Source organism: Frankia sp. AgB1.9 (assembly GCF_016786355.1).
Taxonomy (GTDB): domain Bacteria; phylum Actinomycetota; class Actinomycetes; order Frankiales; family Frankiaceae; genus Pseudofrankia.
Genome location: NZ_JADWYX010000013.1, coordinates 79,782 through 95,104, shown reverse-complemented (window position 1 = coordinate 95,104; position 15,323 = coordinate 79,782). Strand labels below are relative to the sequence as shown.

Here is a 15,323-nt window from a genome sequence, read left to right as displayed (position 1 = left end):
GGCGCCCCCGCACGCCAGCCGCCGCGCGCGACGCGCGAGGCCGGCCAGGCGCGCGAAACACGGATCGGCCCGCGCAGGCGCGCTCGGTTCGCGCACCGCCCGTGCCCCCGACGCGACGATCGTGCGAGGAAGGACGGCGGCATGAGCCTGCTGCATCCCAAGACCCAGGTGAGCGCGCACTGCGACCTCCCCTGCGGCGTCTACGACCCGGCGCAGGCCCGGATCGAGGCCCAGTCGGTCAAGGCGATCCAGGAGAAGTACCAGGGCAACGAGGACCCGGTCTTCCGGTCGCGTGCGCTCTCCATCAAGGAGGAGCGGGCCGACCTGGTCAAGCACCACCTGTGGGTGCTGTGGACCGACTACTTCAAGCCGAACCACCTGGAGAAGTACCCGGAGCTGCACGACCTGTTCTGGCAGGCCACCAAGGCCGCCGGCGCGGCGGGCGCCAAGGGCTCGGTCGACCCGGCTGACGGCCAGAAGCTGATCGACAAGATCGACGAGATCGCCAAGGTCTTCTGGGAGACCAAGGCCGCTGCCTGATCTCGCCTGCTCTGCCGACGTCCCCGGGTGCCCCAGGCTCCCGGGGACGTCGTTTTCCCCGCCAGCCCAGGAGACGACCATGATTCGCCCAGCCCAGCCGGGTGACGTCGCGACGGTGCTTCGGCTCGTCCGAGCACTCGCGGAGTACGAACGCGAGCCGGACGCGGTGAAGATGACCGAGCCGGACCTCACCGAGGCGCTGTTCGGCGCGCGACCGTCCGCCGGCGCTCTGGTGGCCGTCACGCAGGACGCGGACCAGCAGGAACCGGCTGGCCTGGTCGTCGGGTTCGCGATCTGGCACGAGACGTTCTCGACCTGGACCGGGCGGACCGGGTCGTTCCTCGTCGACCTGTTCGTCGCACCGGAGCACCGCCGCGGCGGGCATGGCCGGGCGCTGCTGGCCCGGCTCGCCGCGATCGCGCGCGACCGCGGCCACCAGCGGCTCGAGTGGGACGTGCTGGACTGGAACACCTCGGCGCAGGCCTTCTACCGCACGTTGGGCGCCGCGCCCATGGAGGGCTGGACGACCTGGCGGCTGGGCGCGGAAGGTATCGCCGCGCTCGCGGCGACCGACGCCGACCCGGCCACGGATCGCCGGATCCCCACTTAGCCGACAACAACGCGCCCACGGCGTTTGATCGGCCGACCTGCGCCACCCCGCTCCGCGTGGGTACCGTGGGTACAGCGGGCGCCCCACCGGCCACCGCACGCGGAGGCGCGCGGCGGGGTGCGCCCAGCCGCCGACCCTGGGCCGGCGGCCGACAGAACGGTCCGTGCCATAGCGACGGGGGAGTCGGTTCCCCAGCGACTGTCCCCGCGGACCAGCTGGGCCCCTGCTCCCGGACCCGAGGTCGAGCGCCTGCTCGGCTCCCCAGCAACCAGGACACCCGACGAGTCCAGCGCCACGACCCAGCGGCAGGGCCAGCCCGCACGGCCGTCGGTTGGCCGCCCGGTGGCTGTACGTGGACCGCTGGACGCCCGCCGCGACGAGCCGGCCGCGGGGCCGGATGATGTAGGCGTTAGGTACGTGCCCATCCGGGGGACGACAACTCGAACTCACCGCCGGCGGCGAGATCTCGCCACCGGAACGACGCAGCACTGGGGGTAGAACGTGGATCCGACGCCTTCAGCCGACGGCACGGGCAACTCCAGCGGCGTCCACGGAGGCGGCCTGCGCGACGTCGTGCAGCTCACCATTCCGGCCGCCGGCGCCTACCTGACCGTTCTGCGTACCGCGACGGCCTCACTCGCCGCCCGCCTCGACTTCACCCTCGAGGACATCGAGGACCTACGGATCGCCGTCGACGAGGCATCCGCGCTGCTCCTGGTCTCCGCCGTCCCCGGCTCCGCACTCGAATGCGCCTTCAGCCTCTCCCCCGGGCTCATGCGAGTCACCGTCTCGGTCGACAGCCTCGACGGCGAACCACCCTCGAAGGACACCTTCGCCTGGACCGTGCTCAGCGCCCTCGCCGGCGAGGTCTCCAGCTCCACCGGCCCCGGCCACCGCGTCACCATCGAACTGGCGAAACGACGCGGCGACCGCGGATAGGCCGCTCCCGGCCTATGTGAATGCCCTGGTCGCCAGATGGCGCGTTACCTGGTGGCGCTGCCGGGCCAGTTGGCGTTACCGACGAGCTCGGGACGGGTGCCGTCGAACGCGGCTGCGGCCACCGGGTCGCCGCGCAGCTCGGCGCACAGCCATGCGGTGACGTAGCCGAGGAAGCCACGGGACCCGGCGGCGCCCTGGACCGAGTTGTGGTCGGCCACCTTCCCGCCTGAGCTCTCGATGAGGCCGAGGACGGCACGGCCCGGCACCTGGTCGTAGAAGGCCCGTTCGGTCGCGGCGCTGGCGATGACCGAGTCGAAGACCCCGTGCGTTCCGATGAGGAATGCCGGTTGGCGCAGCTGGGTCAGGTCGAACATGCAGTCGCTCTTCGTCGGGTAGTCCGCGTTGGCCGCGACCCAGGTCTTGCTGGGCAGCGAGAAGGTCACAACGGTGTCGATCAACGCCGGATTGTCGACGGCCGCCCGGACCGCGCCGCCGGCGCCCTGAGAATGGCCGGCCGCGGCGACCCTGTGCACGTCGAGGCGACCGTCGAAGACGCTTCCGGCCGTCCGGGCCTGCGTGATCAGGTAACGCGCCGCCGCCGCGATCTCGCCGCCGCTGCCGGTGTTGTGCTGGTCCGGGGCGATCACCGTGAACCCGTACGACGCGAGATGGTCGAGCAGGTCCGAGTACTGGGTGGGGGTCCCGCCGGTCCCGACTCCCCAGGTGACGATCGGGCTCAGGAATCCGAGCGTCGCGTAGTCGGCCGGGCGGAAGAGTCGGTAGTGCGCGGTGCCAGCCGGGTCTGCGACGTCCTGGGTCGTCGTGGAGTAGGGGCCGTTAGCCGAGTAGTCCGCCTCCACGAGGCCCGCCGAGGTGTCCGTCTTCGGGGCGACGAACAACGAGCGCACAGCCGGCCGGGTGGCCGCCCAGGCCAGCAGAACAACCACCGCGAGGGCGAACCACAGTCGGAACGTGCGCCAGGCCGGGTGCGCGGGAGCGCCGTCACGGCGGTCCGCTTTCAACGGGAGCACTCGCATCGCGCCACCTCTTCCATGTCCCGTGATCCGCCGGCGACCTTTAGTCAACGCGCTGTCCAACGACCGGTCAGGAACCTCGGGTGATGGCAGGTCAGTGTCTGGACGCCTACCCCGGCCGGAGCGGAATATCACCGTCCCAGCCCGGCGAGCTGGCTACGCGGGCTCCCACCGCCAGCCGTTGTCGTCCCGGCACACGATTGCCTCGCCGTTGACGCCCACTCCCTGGCTGCCGCGGTCGCCCCTCCGGCAGACCTCGCCCGCCTGGTAGCACTTGCCTCGGTTCGTCACCGGGCGACAGCGCGCGCTGGCCGGCGGCGGCGGTGTCTGGTCGGGAGCCGGCGTGCTGGCTGGCGAGAGGCCGCCAAGATCTCCGGGAGTGGACAGGCTCGCGACGCCGACCGTCGACACGTCAGATTCCTTACCGCCCGTCGTCGTGTTGTTCGGTAGCTCGCTTCCAACAGCCGCGAACGCGATGAGGCCGAGGAAGACGACGAGAGCGGCGACTCGTCGGCTGTGAATGCGAGCCCAGCGCACCTCGCCTCGGGAGAGGGCCACGATCCCGACAACCACAATCGCGAAGAAAACGGCCGGGAGAGAGGCCATCAAAACCCTCCGAATACCGCATGAGGCCGCGTGCCCGCCGGTCCGCTAAGGGATCGATCCCTGCGCGGCCAAGGTCAGGTTCCGCTCCGCGCGTCGGATACCCGAATTACTTCTACCAGCGCCACCGTTCCGCTCGCGTGAGGCTGCCGAGGATGTGCGGTCCAGGGTCCCGGTCACCGGGGGCCGCGGGGGGCGACGCGGCGGGTCGGGGATGCGGTGGTGGGGTCATCCGGCCAGGGATGGCGCGGGTAGCGCCCCCGCAGTTCCGAGCGAACCCGCGGGTAGCCGGACCGCCAGAACGACGGCAGGTCGCTCGTCACGGCCACCGGGCGGCCCGCCGGCGAGAGCAGGTGCAGGACGACCGGAACGCGTCCGTCCGCGACGGCCGGCACCCGTTCCCAGCCGAACACCTCGGCGATCTTCACGGCCAGCACGGGACCGCCGGTACCGCTGTAGTCGAGCCGCACCCGCGACCCGCTCGGCACCTCCACCCGCTCCGGCGCCAGCTCGTCGAACTGGGCCGCCCGCGGCCAGGGCAGCAGGCGGCGCAGCGCCGGCCCAGCGTCGATGCGCTCCAGATCCGCGCGGCGCCGCACGTCCCGTAGGTCGGCGCCGAGCCAGGCAGGCGCCGATTCCAGCAGCGCGGCGTCGCTCACGTCCGGCCAGGGATCACCGAGGACCCGGTGGCAGAAGGCGAGCCGTTCCCGCAGCGCGGTCGCGTCGCGGGTCCACCGCAGCACCGCGAGCCCCTCGTGGCGCAGCCCGTCGAGGAGCGCGGCTTCCAGTAGCGACCGGTCGGGCCGGGCCAGCGGGCGTTCGGCCAGGACGATCGCGCCGAGGCGGTCGACCCGGCGGGCGACGACGTCACCGCCGGACCAGGCGACCTCGTCGGCGGTGCGCAGGAAGGCCGCGCCCGCCTCGCGCGCGGTCGCCGCGTCGAGCGTCACGGCCAGGCGCACGTGGGCTGAGGTCCGCCCGGCCCCTCGGTCCGCGACCGCGATGGCCAGCCACTCCGCCCCGGTGAGGGCCGAGCCGCCCGTCAGCTCCGCGGCCGTGCCACCGGCCATCAGGTACGTCGCCCCACCCGGGGCACGAGCCCGGGCGAGCCGTTCCGGGAACGCGAGCCCGACGACGAGGCCCGCCGCGAGGTCGTCGGTCACCGTGCTGCCAGGCGGTGTTCCTGCGGGAGCGGACGGTTCGGCGGGAGCGGACGGTTCGGCGGCTGGGCGCAACCGCCGGGCTTCGTCCCGCCACCGGGCGGACGCGGCCCGGTCGGTGCCCGCTCGCAGGCGCCGCCAGGTCGCCACGAGGTCGTCGGACGACCCCGCGCCCGCCGGTCCGTCCCCCGAGAGGATCGCCACCACCTCGGCCGCGCGCTGGGCGCCGACGGCGGGACCGCCGTCGATCAGCGCCCGGGCCAGCCGGGGATGGGCCCCCACCGCGGCGATCGCCCGTCCCCGCGCGGTCACGCGCCCAGCGGCGTCCAGCGCTCCGAGCGCCCGCAGGGATGCCCCGGCGGCCTCCATCGCGCCCGCCGGCGGGTCGCTGAGCAGGTCGAGCCCGGTTCCGCCGGGATGACCCCAGACCGCGAGATCCAGGGCGAAGCCGGTCAGGTCGGCGACGGCGATCTCCGGTTCGGCCTGCGCGGGCAGCCGGTCGTGCTCGGCGGCGGACCAGCAGCGGTACACCCGGCCCGGTGCTTCCCGTCCCGCGCGGCCGGCCCGCTGGCTGGCGGACGACCGCGACACCCGCACGGTCACCAGCGAGCCCAGCCCGCGGGCATGATCCATGCGCGGGGAGCGGGCCAGGCCGGCGTCGACCACGACCCGGACCCCGGGCACGGTGAGGCTGCTCTCCGCCACCGCGGTCGCCAGCACGATCCGGCGGCGCGGTCCGGCCCGCAGCGCGGCGTCCTGGGTCTGACCGGACTGCTTGCCGTGCAGGGTGACCACGTCCACCGTGTCCCGGTGGCCCGCGATCCGGCCGGCGACCGCGCCGATCTCCCCCGCTCCGGGCAGGAAGACGAGCACGTCCCCGGACGTCTCCCGCAGGGCCCGCCCGATGGTCGCGGCGACGTGGTCGAGCAGCCGCGGGTCGACGCGCAGGCCGTGCGCCGGCGCGATCGGGCCCGGCGCGGGTGCCCAGACCACGTCGACGCCGAACAGCGGGGCATCCGTGCCGACGACGGGCGCGGCCGGCCCGGCGCCGCCGAGCAGGCCGGCCAGCCGCCGTGTGTCGGCGGTCGCCGAGGTCGCGAGCAGCCTCAGGTCGGGGCGCAGCGTCGCGCGGACGTCGAGCATGAACGCGAGGGCCAGGTCGGCGTCGAGATGCCGCTCGTGGCACTCGTCCAGGATCACGACGTCGGTCCCGGGCAGCTCCGGGTCACGCTGCAAGCGCCGGACGAGCACTCCCGTCGTGACCACCTCGACCCGGGTCGACGGCCCGACGCGGCGTTCGCCACGGATCGCGTAGCCGACCTCACCGCCGACCTCACCGCGTCCCTCGCCGCCGGCGAGAGCGGCCATCCGCCGCGCCGCCGCCCGGACCGCGATGCGCCGCGGTTCCGCGACCAGGACCCGGCCGCTGACCTCGTCCGCGAGCGCCAGCGGCACCAGCGTCGTCTTGCCCGTGCCGGGCGGTGCCACCAGTACGGCGGCCCCGCGCGGGCCGGTGCCGGGACCGTGCGCGGGACGAGCGTCGCCGGCCAGCGCGGCGAGGAGCGCGGGCAGCACGTCCCGGACGGGAAGGTCCGCGCCGGCGACCGCGCGGTCGGGCAACATGCGGCCAGTGTCCTCGCCCCAGCCAGGCCATCGCCGCGAGGCGAGGGATCGACTTTGGTCGCGGCCCGCGTCGACACCGGCCAGGATCGAACCATCCGGGGGCTCCCGCGAGGGGCAGACGAGCCGTGGCCGTGGCCGCGAGATGGGACGACGATGTGACTGTGGTCAGTCCGCCGACGGCGCACCGGGCCGGGAACGAGGACTACCTCGACCTGATGAAGCGGATCCTCACGAACACGATCTACCAGGATCCGCCCGTCTCCCGGGCCGAGGCGGCGTTCGACGGCGACCGGCGAGCCACCGGCCAGGACTGGCCATCCGTCGCGCACACGATGGTCGGGCGGGCCCGGCTGGACAACGTCCACGCCTGCGCCGCCACGGCGATCACCGAGGGCATCCCTGGCGACCTGGTCGAGACGGGGGTCTGGCGCGGCGGAACGGCGATCTTCATGCGCGCGGTCCTGCGTGCCTACGGGGTGACCGACCGGCTGGTGTGGGCGTGCGACTCGTTCGAGGGGATGCCGGTCAGCGGGCCGGACAGCCACCCGAGCGACCAGCAGACCCGGCTGCACCTGGCCAACGCCGTGCTGGCCATCCCGCTGGAGCAGGTGCGGGCGAACTTCGACGTCTACGGGCTGCTCGACGACCAGGTCCGGTTCCTGAAGGGATGGTTCCGCGACACCCTGCCCACCGCGCCGATCGAGCGGATCGCGGTGCTCAGGCTCGACGGTGACCTGTACGAGTCGACCATGGACACGCTGGACAGCCTGTACCCGAAGGTGTCACCGGGCGGATTCGTGATCATCGACGACTACCAGATCCCGGCGTGCGCGGAGGCGGTCCACGACTACCGCGCCGCGCACGGCATCACCGCGCCCCTGACGCGGATCGACCAGTGGGCGGTGTTCTGGCGCCTCCAGGGACCGAGCAGCAACGAGTCCGAACCGGCCCAGAAGGGGCCAGGTCAGGGCCATTAACAGGCTTCTCGGACCCGCACGGTCTATGGTGCGAATGTGGAGCTTCCCTATATAGACGTGCTACTCGAGAACCGTAGCCAAGGCGATCGGACGGCGGATGCCTTCTCTCGGCACATACATTGGGGGCTATGGCCGCGGTTACGCGGTACCGGAATTCGAGGGCAGAGTGTCGTCGCAGCGCAGGAGCGTCTCGATGACACGGTCGCCGGCGGGGCGTTGATCTCCGATGGCATGACGGTCCTGGATGTCGGCTGCGGTTTCGGGGGAACGCTGGGGCGATTGTCCGAACGATTACCGGCGGCGCGACTGGTCGGCGTCAACATCGACCATCGCCAGCTCACCCGGGCCCTGCCCACCCGAGCCCAGTTCATCTGCGCGGATGGCTGCGCGCTTCCGCTTCCCTCGGCCGCCTTCGACGCGGTTCTCGCCGTCGAATGCATCTTCCATTTCCCGTCCCGGCTCACCTTCCTCCGTGAGGCGCAGCGCGTGCTGAAACCCGGCGGACGGGTTTCTCTTTCCGACTTCGTGCGGGTGGACAAGGCAGAGCCGGCAAACGCCGTCAGCCGCTGGCTGGAGGACCAGGTCGCCAAGGGATACGGCCGGCAGTCGACCTGGTCGGACGGCGACTATCAGGCAATGGCCGACAAGGCCGGACTCGTGGTCGAGCAGGACGCCGACGTCACCAGGCTCACACTGCCCACCTACCTCTATCTGCTCGCGGACGGCGTCTCTCGCGCCGTATCCGGTCGCGGGCATGTCCCCATCCGTTCCACGCTCCTGCTCTTTCTGCTCTCGGCCCTCGGCGCGGTCCGATACCGCCTGGTGGTCCTGCGCAAGCCGGGCACACCGGACGCGCTGGGCAAGGCGGGACGCGCTGGGTAGGGTCGCGTCCTATGCCCGCGTTACGCACTCACCCGCCAGCAGGGCCGTGGGCTGTCGTCGCCGGGGCCTCCGAGGGCCTCGGTGCCGCCTGGGTCGAGGCGCTCGCCCGTCGCGGCCTGCACGTCCTGGCCGTCGCGCGCCGTCCCGGGCCGCTCGAACAGCTGGCCCAGCGGCTGGCCGCCGAGCACGGAGTCGAGGTGCGGCCGCTGGCCGCCGACCTCGCCGAGCCGGACTTCGGGGACCGCCTCTCCGCGGCCGGCAGCGGGCTCGAGATCGGCACCGCCGTCTACAACGCGGCCTTCTCGTTCGCGGGCCCCCTGCTGGACCATCCGCCGCGGGACGCCCAGCGCCTCGTCGACGTCAACATCCGCGGCCCGCTGGCCCTCATCCACCAGCTCGTCCCGGCGATGACCGAGCGCCGCCGCGGCTCGCTGGTCCTGATGTCCTCGCTGGCCGGCAACCAGGGCGGCCCGAGCCTTGCCGCCTACGCCGCCAGCAAGGCCTTCACCACGTCCCTGGCCGAGAGCCTGCACTCCGAGCTGCGGCCCGCCGGCGTCGACGTCCTCGCCTGTGTGGCCGGCGCGGTGCGCACGCCCGGGTACGCCGCGACCGTCGGACGTGACGCACCGGGCACCCTCGATCCCGACCAGGTCGTCGAGGCCGCCCTCGCGGGTCTGGGCCGCAAGGCGCTCGTCACCCCGGGCCACACGAACAAGCTCGCCGCGTTCGCCATGCGTCGTGTGCTCCCGCGCGCCACCGCCACCGCGATCATGGGTCGCGCAGTGAAGGGCTTCGACGCACCATGATCCTCGGCTTCTTCATCCCGTGGATCGCCTTCGGCGCCATCCTCGCCCTACACGTCGTTCTTCCCGGCCGCTGGATCGACGGCTACGTGCGCGACGATCACGATCGACCGCTGCGTTACCGGCTCAACGGCCTCGTCGTCCTCGTGGCCACCGTCGGGATCGCCGTGCTGCTCGTCGCCGTGAACGCGGTGCCGGCCGACGAGCTCTGGCGGCACCGCTGGGCCGAGCTCGCCGGCGCCTGCGTCTTCGGCCTGCTGTTCACCGGAGCCCTCGTCCTGCCGGCCCCGCCGACCGGGAAGCCGCTGCTCGCCGACCTTTACCTCGGGCGCCGGGAGAACCCGCGCTGGCGCGGCGGCAGGGTCGACGCGAAGATGTTTCTCTACCTGGCGGGCGCGGTGCTGCTGGAGCTCAACGTCCTGTCGTTCGCCGCCCACCAGGATCGCGCGATCGGCCACCTCAGCGCCGCCGTCGCGCTCTCGGCCGGGCTGCTGACCTACTTCGTGGTGGACTACCTCACCTTCGAACACGTCCACCTCTACACGTACGACCTCTTCGCCGAGCGGGTGGGCTTCAAGCTCGGCTGGGGCTGCCTGGTCTTCTACCCGTACTTCTACTGCGTGGGCCTCTGGGCGCGGGCCGACCAGCCTGACCCGCACGCCCCGCTCTGGCTGCTGGTCCTCGCCGGCGTCGTCTTCGCCACCGGCTGGACGCTCGCGCGCGGGGCGAACATGCAGAAGTTCCTCTTCAAGCGCGATCCGACCGCCCGCGCCTTCGGCCTGCTGGAGCCGCGTTCGGTCAGCGATGGCGAACGCACGCTGCTCTGCGGCGGTTTCTGGGGCGCCGCCCGCCACATCAACTACCTCGGCGAAATCCTCATGGCCACCGGGATCACCCTCGCCCTCGGCACGCCAGGTGACCCCTGGCCCTGGCTGTATCCCCTTTACTACGTCGGCCTGCTCGTGCCGCGCCAGATCGACGACGACCGCCGCTGCGCCGCCAAGTACGGCGCGCTCTGGGACGAGTACCGCGCCCGCGTGCGCTGGCGCATCATCCCCGGGATCTACTGAGCTTCGTCCCGCTCTTCTTAGCTGAATGACTGCCCCGCGAGTAAGGGCGTTCAGCCACCACGGGTGGCGAGGAGGCAGACGTCGTCCTCGCGGCCCTGCGGGCCGGCGACCTCGGCGAGAAGCTGGTCGCAGAGCGCGTCCAGTTCGTCGGCGCCGGCGGCGAGGCAGGCCGCCGCAGCCGTGGCGAGGGCGTCGAGCCGGTCGGTGAGGGAGGTGTCCCGCCGCTCGATCAGCCCGTCACTGTAGAGCAGGAGACGACTGGCTGGCGGCAGGGTCCTGGACTCCTCGCCATAGTCGTATCCCGGTTCGACGCCGAGCATCGGGCCGTGTACGTCGTCGAGGTACTCGGCGCCAGCGCTGGAGAGCACCAACGGCGGCGGATGGCCGGCGCACGACCAGGTGAGACGACCGCTGTCGGGGGCGAATGTCGCGACGACCGCTGTGGCGAGGACGTCGTCCTGCGCGGCGACGAGGTTGGCGGACAGCTGGGTGGTGATGGCGGCCGGGTCACGGCCCTCGATCGCGTAGGCGTGGGCGGCGTGGCGCAGCTCCGCCATCGCCGAGACCGCGGGCAGGCCGTGGCCACCGACGTCCCCGACGACCAGGGTGACGGTTCCGTCCGGCCGCACGGCGGCGTCGTACCAGTCGCCCCCGATCTCGGCGTCGCGGCCGGCCGGCAGGTACCGGGCGACGAGCTTCAGGCCCGGCAGGGTGGGCAGCGCCCGCGGCAGGATCGCGCGCTGCAGAGTCTCGACGACGGACCGTTGCCGTTCGTGCAGCCTGGCCCGTTCGACCGCCTGGGCGTAGACGCCGGTGAGGGTGCGCAGGTAGGCGCGTTCGTCCTCGTCGAAGGACCGAGGCCCGGACCAGGCGAGGGAGAGCACCCCGATGATCCGGCCGGAGACGATGAGCGGCAGGGTCGCCGTGGCATCGATGCCGATCGCGTCGAAGACGTCCCGGCGGTCCGGAAAGTCGGCCAGGTAGCCGGCCCGGCTCCGGTCGAAGCGCGGCCGCCCGGTCCGCACGACCTCGCCGAGGGCCGCCGGGCCGGGGTTGCGGGCGTGCACCCAGATGTCCGTGAAGACCGGATCGGAAAGCGTCGGCCAGGCCAGCACCCGACCGGGTGATCCGTCCTCGCCGAACAGGACGAACCCGGCGAAGGTCACCGCGGCGTCCTCGGCTGCGGTCCGGAACGCCACGTCGGCCACATCGGCGACGGTCAGCACCGTGCCCAGGGCGCTGGTGGCCGCCAGCAGCCGGCGGGATCGCACCAGCGCCTGGGACAACGAGGAGATCAGCTCGTCGGCGGCTGGGCTCGGCCGCCCGGCGGGGAAGGCCAGGCCGGGCGACCCGTCACCGCCGAGCGGCCCGCCGCCACGGCGCGGCTCGGCGGCGACGGGGCCGTCGGCGGTGGGCTGCTCGGCTTGCCCCATCTGCCTCATCGTCTGCCCCCTCGGCCCGACGTCGGCATGGCCGCGGACGAGACACCGCCCGGGAAGTACCAGACAGTGGTCTATCGTAACAGTGTGTTACGGACGCCGTCCGACGCCCCAGTAGCGGTGCCGTTGAATGCCGGTGATCGCCGGATCCGGACCACCGGCGGGCCAGCCGTTCAGCTCGGGAAGGCGTACGGCAGGTCGTGCCTGATGATGTGCCTGGTCAGCTTCCACCCGCCCTCGGTGCGCAGCAGCGTGGCGAGGAGGTAGCCGGACTCGATCGGGACGATCGATCCCTGGGCGCCGAGGCTGCCGGCCGGCCAGCCGGTCGCGGGCCGTTCACGGCCGCGGACGTCGTAGACGACGAACTGCGCGTCGAACGTGCCGGTGTTCCCGTCGACCCGCACGATCGGGTTGAGGGTGGTGTGGTGGCTCCAGCCGAGCGGCGGGTGCGCGGCCATCTGGCCGGCGACCGCCTGGCCGATGGTCTCGGCCCCGTGCAGCTCGCCGAGTGGTTCCGCCGCGCCGCCACCGGTGTAGTAGATCTCGACGACCGCGTCGTCGGTGAACAGCTTCGACATGGCCGTGGGGTCGCGGTGGTCGGCGGCGCGGACGTAGCGGGCCAGTACTTCCTCGATTTCACGTTCGGGACTCATCGGCGGTTCTCTCCTTCTGAGCTCGGCGGCCTGTCGACCGCGTCCCCATGCCACCACCGGGATGCCGCCCGAGCTATCTCCCATTCGGTACTGGTCGATACCTCCCAGGTATAAGCAGAATCTTCTGGCCACCTTTGAACGCCTATACCTGCCGGGTATCGGTCGATACCCGGACTGGCATCGACCGGCTTCCGCCGAACTGCTCGAATGGATGAGGACGGCAATCGCCGATCGACCTCCGACGTCAGGATTGACCTTCCGTGAGAGCCGCCGTTTACCGCCGCTACGGCGGTCCCGATGTGCTGGAGATCGTGGACCTGCCAGAACCGCGGACCCACGTGGACTCGGTCCTGGTCAGGGTCAGGGCCGCCGGCCTCAACGCCGCCGACCTCAGCTACCAGGCGGGGGCCATGGATCACACCGTGGAGACCTTCTTCCCGGTGGTCCCGGGCTGGGATATCGCCGGCGTGGTCGAGCGGGCCGGGCCCGCCGCGCCCGAGTTCGCGCCGGGCGACGAAGTGATCGGCTACATTCGCGGCGACGTCCAGCGCGCGCACGGCGGTTACGCGGAGCAGGTAGCCGCCGACGTCCGCACGCTGTTCCACAAACCCGCGAACCTGAGCTGGGCGCAGGCGGCGGCGCTGCCGCTCGGCGGGCTGACGGCTTATCAGGCGGTCAGGCACGCCCTTGCCGTGGCACCGGGCGAGACCCTGCTGGTGCACGGCAGCGGGGGCGGTGTCGGTTCGCTCGCGGTCCAGATCGCGCTCGCCACCGGGGCACGGGTGCTCGCCACTGCGTCCACGCCCGACTTCGGCTACCTGGCCTCGCTCGGCGCGGAGCCGATCGCCTACGGGCCCGAGGCCGCCGCGCGGGCCATCGAACTCGCCCCGGACGGGGTCGACGCCGTTCTCGACGCCGCCGGGCGGGGCGCGCTGGCGGACGGTCGCGGGCTCGGCGGCCCGGCGGTCCGGGTGGCCTCGATCGCCGACTTCGCCACGCCTGGGTCCGTCCCGGTGTTCGCCCGGCTCGTTCACGCGGATCTGGCGGCCGTGGTCGGGCTGGCCGAGGCGGGCCGGCTGACTCCCCGGGTCGGTGCCACCTATCCGCTGCGGGACGCCGCGTGGGCCCAGCGGGCGATGGCCGGCGGCGGCACCCGCGGCCGCGTCGTGCTGGAGATCCCCGGCTGATCTCCGCCGATTAGTACCGTGGAGGTATGGACAGGCTGGAGACCGCCCAGCTCACGTACTTCGTCGCCGTCGCCGAGGAGCTGCATTTCGGCCGGGCCGCCCAGCGGCTCGGCATCGCGCAGCCACCGCTCTCCCGGGCGATCAGCCGGCTGGAACGGCGTCTCGGCGTTCAGTTGCTGGAGCGCTCCACCCGCCGTGTCTCGTTGACGCCGCCGGGAGAGGTGTTCCTGCGCGAGAGCCGCGCGGCGCTCGACGCTCTCGACGCCGCGGTCCGGCGGACCCAGCAGGCCGCCCGGCCGTCACGACTGGTCCTCGCCGTGCGGCCCGCGGTGGGCTCCGGCCTGCTGCCCGCAGTGCTGGCCGGCTACGCCGCCCACGAGAGCACCGTGCCGGTAGAGATGATCTTCACCCGGGAGCCAGTCACCGCGATCCGAGACGGACGGGCGGACGTCGCGCTGGTCTGCGACACCGACGACCTGGCCGGCCTCCAGACTGCCCAGGTGATGACCGAGGCGCCCGTCGCCCTGCTCCCGACCGGCCATCCGCTCACCCACCGCAGCGCCGTGACCATGGCGGAGCTACGCCGCCTCGACGGCTTCTCCGCGAGCTGCCCCGAGGCCCCGCTGGACGAGATCCTCGACCGCGTCGCGCTCGGCCTGACGGTGGTGATCGCGGGAGAGACCGTCGCCGACCGCGCCGGCAACGCCGTCGTGCCCGTGCCGGTGGCAGACCTGCCCGTCACGCATCTCACGCTGGCCTGGACCGAGGCCGTCCGAACCCCGGCGCTCACCATCCTCGTCCGGGAGGCACGACGAGCAGCCGCACGGGAGCACCACCAGCTCGCGGCCTCCTGACCTCTCAGCCTGGCCGCACGGAACCCAGAATGGGGCTCCGACCGTCGGGCGACGAGAGGACCTGGGACGACCATGGCTCGGTATGCGTTTCTTGACCATCCGGGGCCGATCGCGTTCGCGCATCGCGGCGGGGCCGGGCCGTGGCCGGAGAACTCGTGGCCGGCCTTCGCGCACGCGGTCGCGCTGGGGTACCGCTACCTGGAGACCGACATCCGGGTGACGCGGGATGGGACGGCCATGATCCTGCACGATCCGACCCTCGACAGGGTGTCGGACCATACTGGCCCGCTCTCCGATCTCACCGCGGCCGAGGCCGCGCGCATCCGCCTTCACCCGCCGTCCGCACGACCGGCCACGACTCCCCCAGCCGGGCCCGCGACGCCAGCCCCGACAGTCCAGGATCAGCCGACCTCCTCCGGTGGCCAGCCGATCCCCCGGCTGGACGAGCTGCTGGACCGATGGCCCGACGCGCGGCTCAACCTCGACGTGAAGGAAGCGGCTGCGCTTGAACCGACGATCGCCGCGCTGCGCCGGGCGAACGCGCTGGACCGGGTCTGCGTCACCTCGTTCGACGACGAGGTCGCCCGCGAGGCCCGCCGACTGGCCGGGCCGGGACTGTGCCTCGGCGCCGGCATGTCCGCGATCGCCGCGGCCCGGATGTGGAGCGTCCTGCCGTCCCGGCTGGCCACCCGGCGACCGCGCGGCCTCGTGGAGCGCGACGTCGTCCAGGTACCGGTCTCGTTCCGATCGATCCGGGTCTGCGACGCCCGCTTCGTCCGCTACATGAAGGCCGTCGGTCTTCCGGTCCACGTCTGGACCATCAACGACGAGGCCGTGATGGACGCGCTGCTCGACCTCGGCGTCGACGGGATCATCACCGACCGTCCCGAGTCGCTCCGCACCGTCCTGCGCCGCCGCGACCTCTGGCCCGCGTCCTAGCCGAGACGCG

At 72.7% G+C, this 15,323-nt stretch carries 15 protein-coding genes; 10 read left to right on the top strand and 5 right to left on the bottom strand.

Annotation, left to right across the window (positions count from 1 at the left end):
• Positions 1-141 precede the first annotated feature (141 nt).
• The 3 genes from sodN (at position 142) to I6A60_RS41345 (ending at position 2,089) form a co-directional block, all read left to right on the top strand.
• Positions 142-540: a superoxide dismutase, Ni gene (sodN, locus tag I6A60_RS07030; RefSeq protein ID WP_203016627.1), complete on the top strand. Its 399-nt coding sequence runs from the start codon at positions 142-144 to the stop codon at positions 538-540.
• A 79-nt stretch (positions 541-619) separates the two neighbouring features.
• Positions 620-1,150, top strand: a complete 531-nt coding sequence (locus tag I6A60_RS07025) for a GNAT family N-acetyltransferase (RefSeq protein ID WP_203016625.1) — start codon at positions 620-622, stop codon at positions 1,148-1,150.
• 501 nt (positions 1,151-1,651) lie between these two features.
• Positions 1,652-2,089, top strand: coding sequence for an anti-sigma factor (locus I6A60_RS41345; protein ID WP_307873560.1), 438 nt, complete (start codon positions 1,652-1,654; stop codon positions 2,087-2,089).
• A gap of 44 nt (positions 2,090-2,133) precedes the next feature.
• Here I6A60_RS41345 and I6A60_RS07015 read toward each other — a convergent pair whose 3' ends face one another.
• From I6A60_RS07015 to hrpB, 3 genes are all read right to left on the bottom strand, one after another.
• On the bottom strand, positions 2,134-3,126 hold the full coding sequence (locus tag I6A60_RS07015) for a hypothetical protein (protein ID WP_203016623.1): 993 nt from the start codon (positions 3,124-3,126) through the stop codon (positions 2,134-2,136).
• 153 nt (positions 3,127-3,279) lie between these two features.
• On the bottom strand, positions 3,280-3,729 hold the full coding sequence (locus I6A60_RS07010) for a hypothetical protein (RefSeq protein WP_203016621.1): 450 nt from the start codon (positions 3,727-3,729) through the stop codon (positions 3,280-3,282).
• A 173-nt stretch (positions 3,730-3,902) separates the two neighbouring features.
• The gene (gene hrpB, locus I6A60_RS07005; protein ID WP_203016619.1) at positions 3,903-6,509 is read right to left on the bottom strand and encodes an ATP-dependent helicase HrpB; all 2,607 of its coding nucleotides are present in this window, start codon (positions 6,507-6,509) and stop codon (positions 3,903-3,905) included.
• Between the two features lie 125 nt (positions 6,510-6,634).
• On the opposite strand from hrpB, the gene I6A60_RS07000 reads away from it, so the two are divergent.
• From I6A60_RS07000 to I6A60_RS06985, 4 genes are read left to right on the top strand one after another with little or no spacing between them, the layout of a single operon-like run.
• Positions 6,635-7,486 carry a TylF/MycF family methyltransferase gene (locus I6A60_RS07000; protein ID WP_203016617.1) on the top strand — a complete coding sequence of 284 codons (852 nt, stop codon included), beginning with the start codon at positions 6,635-6,637 and terminating at the stop codon, positions 7,484-7,486.
• Between the two features lie 36 nt (positions 7,487-7,522).
• Positions 7,523-8,368 (top strand): class I SAM-dependent methyltransferase, encoded by an 846-nt coding sequence (locus tag I6A60_RS06995; RefSeq protein WP_203016615.1) that lies wholly within the window; start codon positions 7,523-7,525, stop codon positions 8,366-8,368.
• Between the two features lie 11 nt (positions 8,369-8,379).
• Positions 8,380-9,174 carry an SDR family oxidoreductase gene (locus I6A60_RS06990; protein WP_203016613.1) on the top strand — a complete coding sequence of 265 codons (795 nt, stop codon included), beginning with the start codon at positions 8,380-8,382 and terminating at the stop codon, positions 9,172-9,174.
• Positions 9,171-10,241: an ergosterol biosynthesis protein gene (locus I6A60_RS06985; protein WP_203016603.1), complete on the top strand. Its 1,071-nt coding sequence runs from the start codon at positions 9,171-9,173 to the stop codon at positions 10,239-10,241. The genes I6A60_RS06990 and I6A60_RS06985 overlap by 4 nt, the downstream gene beginning before the upstream one ends.
• Positions 10,242-10,291: 50 nt before the next feature.
• Here the strand turns inward: I6A60_RS06985 and I6A60_RS06980 are convergent, their stop codons facing one another.
• Both I6A60_RS06980 and I6A60_RS06975 read right to left on the bottom strand, forming a co-directional pair.
• Positions 10,292-11,674 carry a PP2C family protein-serine/threonine phosphatase gene (locus I6A60_RS06980; protein ID WP_238434917.1) on the bottom strand — a complete coding sequence of 461 codons (1,383 nt, stop codon included), beginning with the start codon at positions 11,672-11,674 and terminating at the stop codon, positions 10,292-10,294.
• 179 nt (positions 11,675-11,853) lie between these two features.
• Positions 11,854-12,333: a nuclear transport factor 2 family protein gene (locus tag I6A60_RS06975; RefSeq protein WP_203016593.1), complete on the bottom strand. Its 480-nt coding sequence runs from the start codon at positions 12,331-12,333 to the stop codon at positions 11,854-11,856.
• 260 nt (positions 12,334-12,593) lie between these two features.
• Between I6A60_RS06975 and I6A60_RS06970 the strand changes: the two genes are divergently transcribed.
• The 3 genes from I6A60_RS06970 to I6A60_RS06960 all read left to right on the top strand — a co-directional run bounded on the left by I6A60_RS06970 (position 12,594) and on the right by I6A60_RS06960 (position 15,313).
• Positions 12,594-13,520, top strand: a complete 927-nt coding sequence (locus tag I6A60_RS06970; RefSeq protein WP_203016591.1) for an NADP-dependent oxidoreductase — start codon at positions 12,594-12,596, stop codon at positions 13,518-13,520.
• 26 nt (positions 13,521-13,546) lie between these two features.
• A complete protein-coding gene (locus I6A60_RS06965; RefSeq protein ID WP_203016589.1) occupies positions 13,547-14,374 on the top strand; it encodes a LysR family transcriptional regulator in 828 nt (275 codons plus the stop codon).
• 72 nt (positions 14,375-14,446) lie between these two features.
• Positions 14,447-15,313 carry a glycerophosphodiester phosphodiesterase family protein gene (locus I6A60_RS06960; RefSeq protein WP_203016581.1) on the top strand — a complete coding sequence of 289 codons (867 nt, stop codon included), beginning with the start codon at positions 14,447-14,449 and terminating at the stop codon, positions 15,311-15,313.
• Positions 15,314-15,323: the final 10 nt, after the last annotated feature.

Coding starts and splice junctions, on each gene's coding strand:
- I6A60_RS06985 (WP_203016603.1), top strand. CDS start 9,171: ATGATCCTCGGCTTCTTCATCCCGTGGATCGCCTTCGGCGCCATCCTC.
- I6A60_RS06980 (WP_238434917.1), bottom strand. CDS start 11,674: ATGGGGCAAGCCGAGCAGCCCACCGCCGACGGCCCCGTCGCCGCCGAG.
- sodN (WP_203016627.1), top strand. CDS start 142: ATGAGCCTGCTGCATCCCAAGACCCAGGTGAGCGCGCACTGCGACCTC.
- I6A60_RS06990 (WP_203016613.1), top strand. CDS start 8,380: ATGCCCGCGTTACGCACTCACCCGCCAGCAGGGCCGTGGGCTGTCGTC.
- I6A60_RS06975 (WP_203016593.1), bottom strand. CDS start 12,333: ATGAGTCCCGAACGTGAAATCGAGGAAGTACTGGCCCGCTACGTCCGC.
- I6A60_RS07025 (WP_203016625.1), top strand. CDS start 620: ATGATTCGCCCAGCCCAGCCGGGTGACGTCGCGACGGTGCTTCGGCTC.
- I6A60_RS07015 (WP_203016623.1), bottom strand. CDS start 3,126: ATGCGAGTGCTCCCGTTGAAAGCGGACCGCCGTGACGGCGCTCCCGCG.
- I6A60_RS06965 (WP_203016589.1), top strand. CDS start 13,547: ATGGACAGGCTGGAGACCGCCCAGCTCACGTACTTCGTCGCCGTCGCC.
- I6A60_RS07010 (WP_203016621.1), bottom strand. CDS start 3,729: ATGGCCTCTCTCCCGGCCGTTTTCTTCGCGATTGTGGTTGTCGGGATC.
- hrpB (WP_203016619.1), bottom strand. CDS start 6,509: ATGTTGCCCGACCGCGCGGTCGCCGGCGCGGACCTTCCCGTCCGGGAC.
- I6A60_RS06960 (WP_203016581.1), top strand. CDS start 14,447: ATGGCTCGGTATGCGTTTCTTGACCATCCGGGGCCGATCGCGTTCGCG.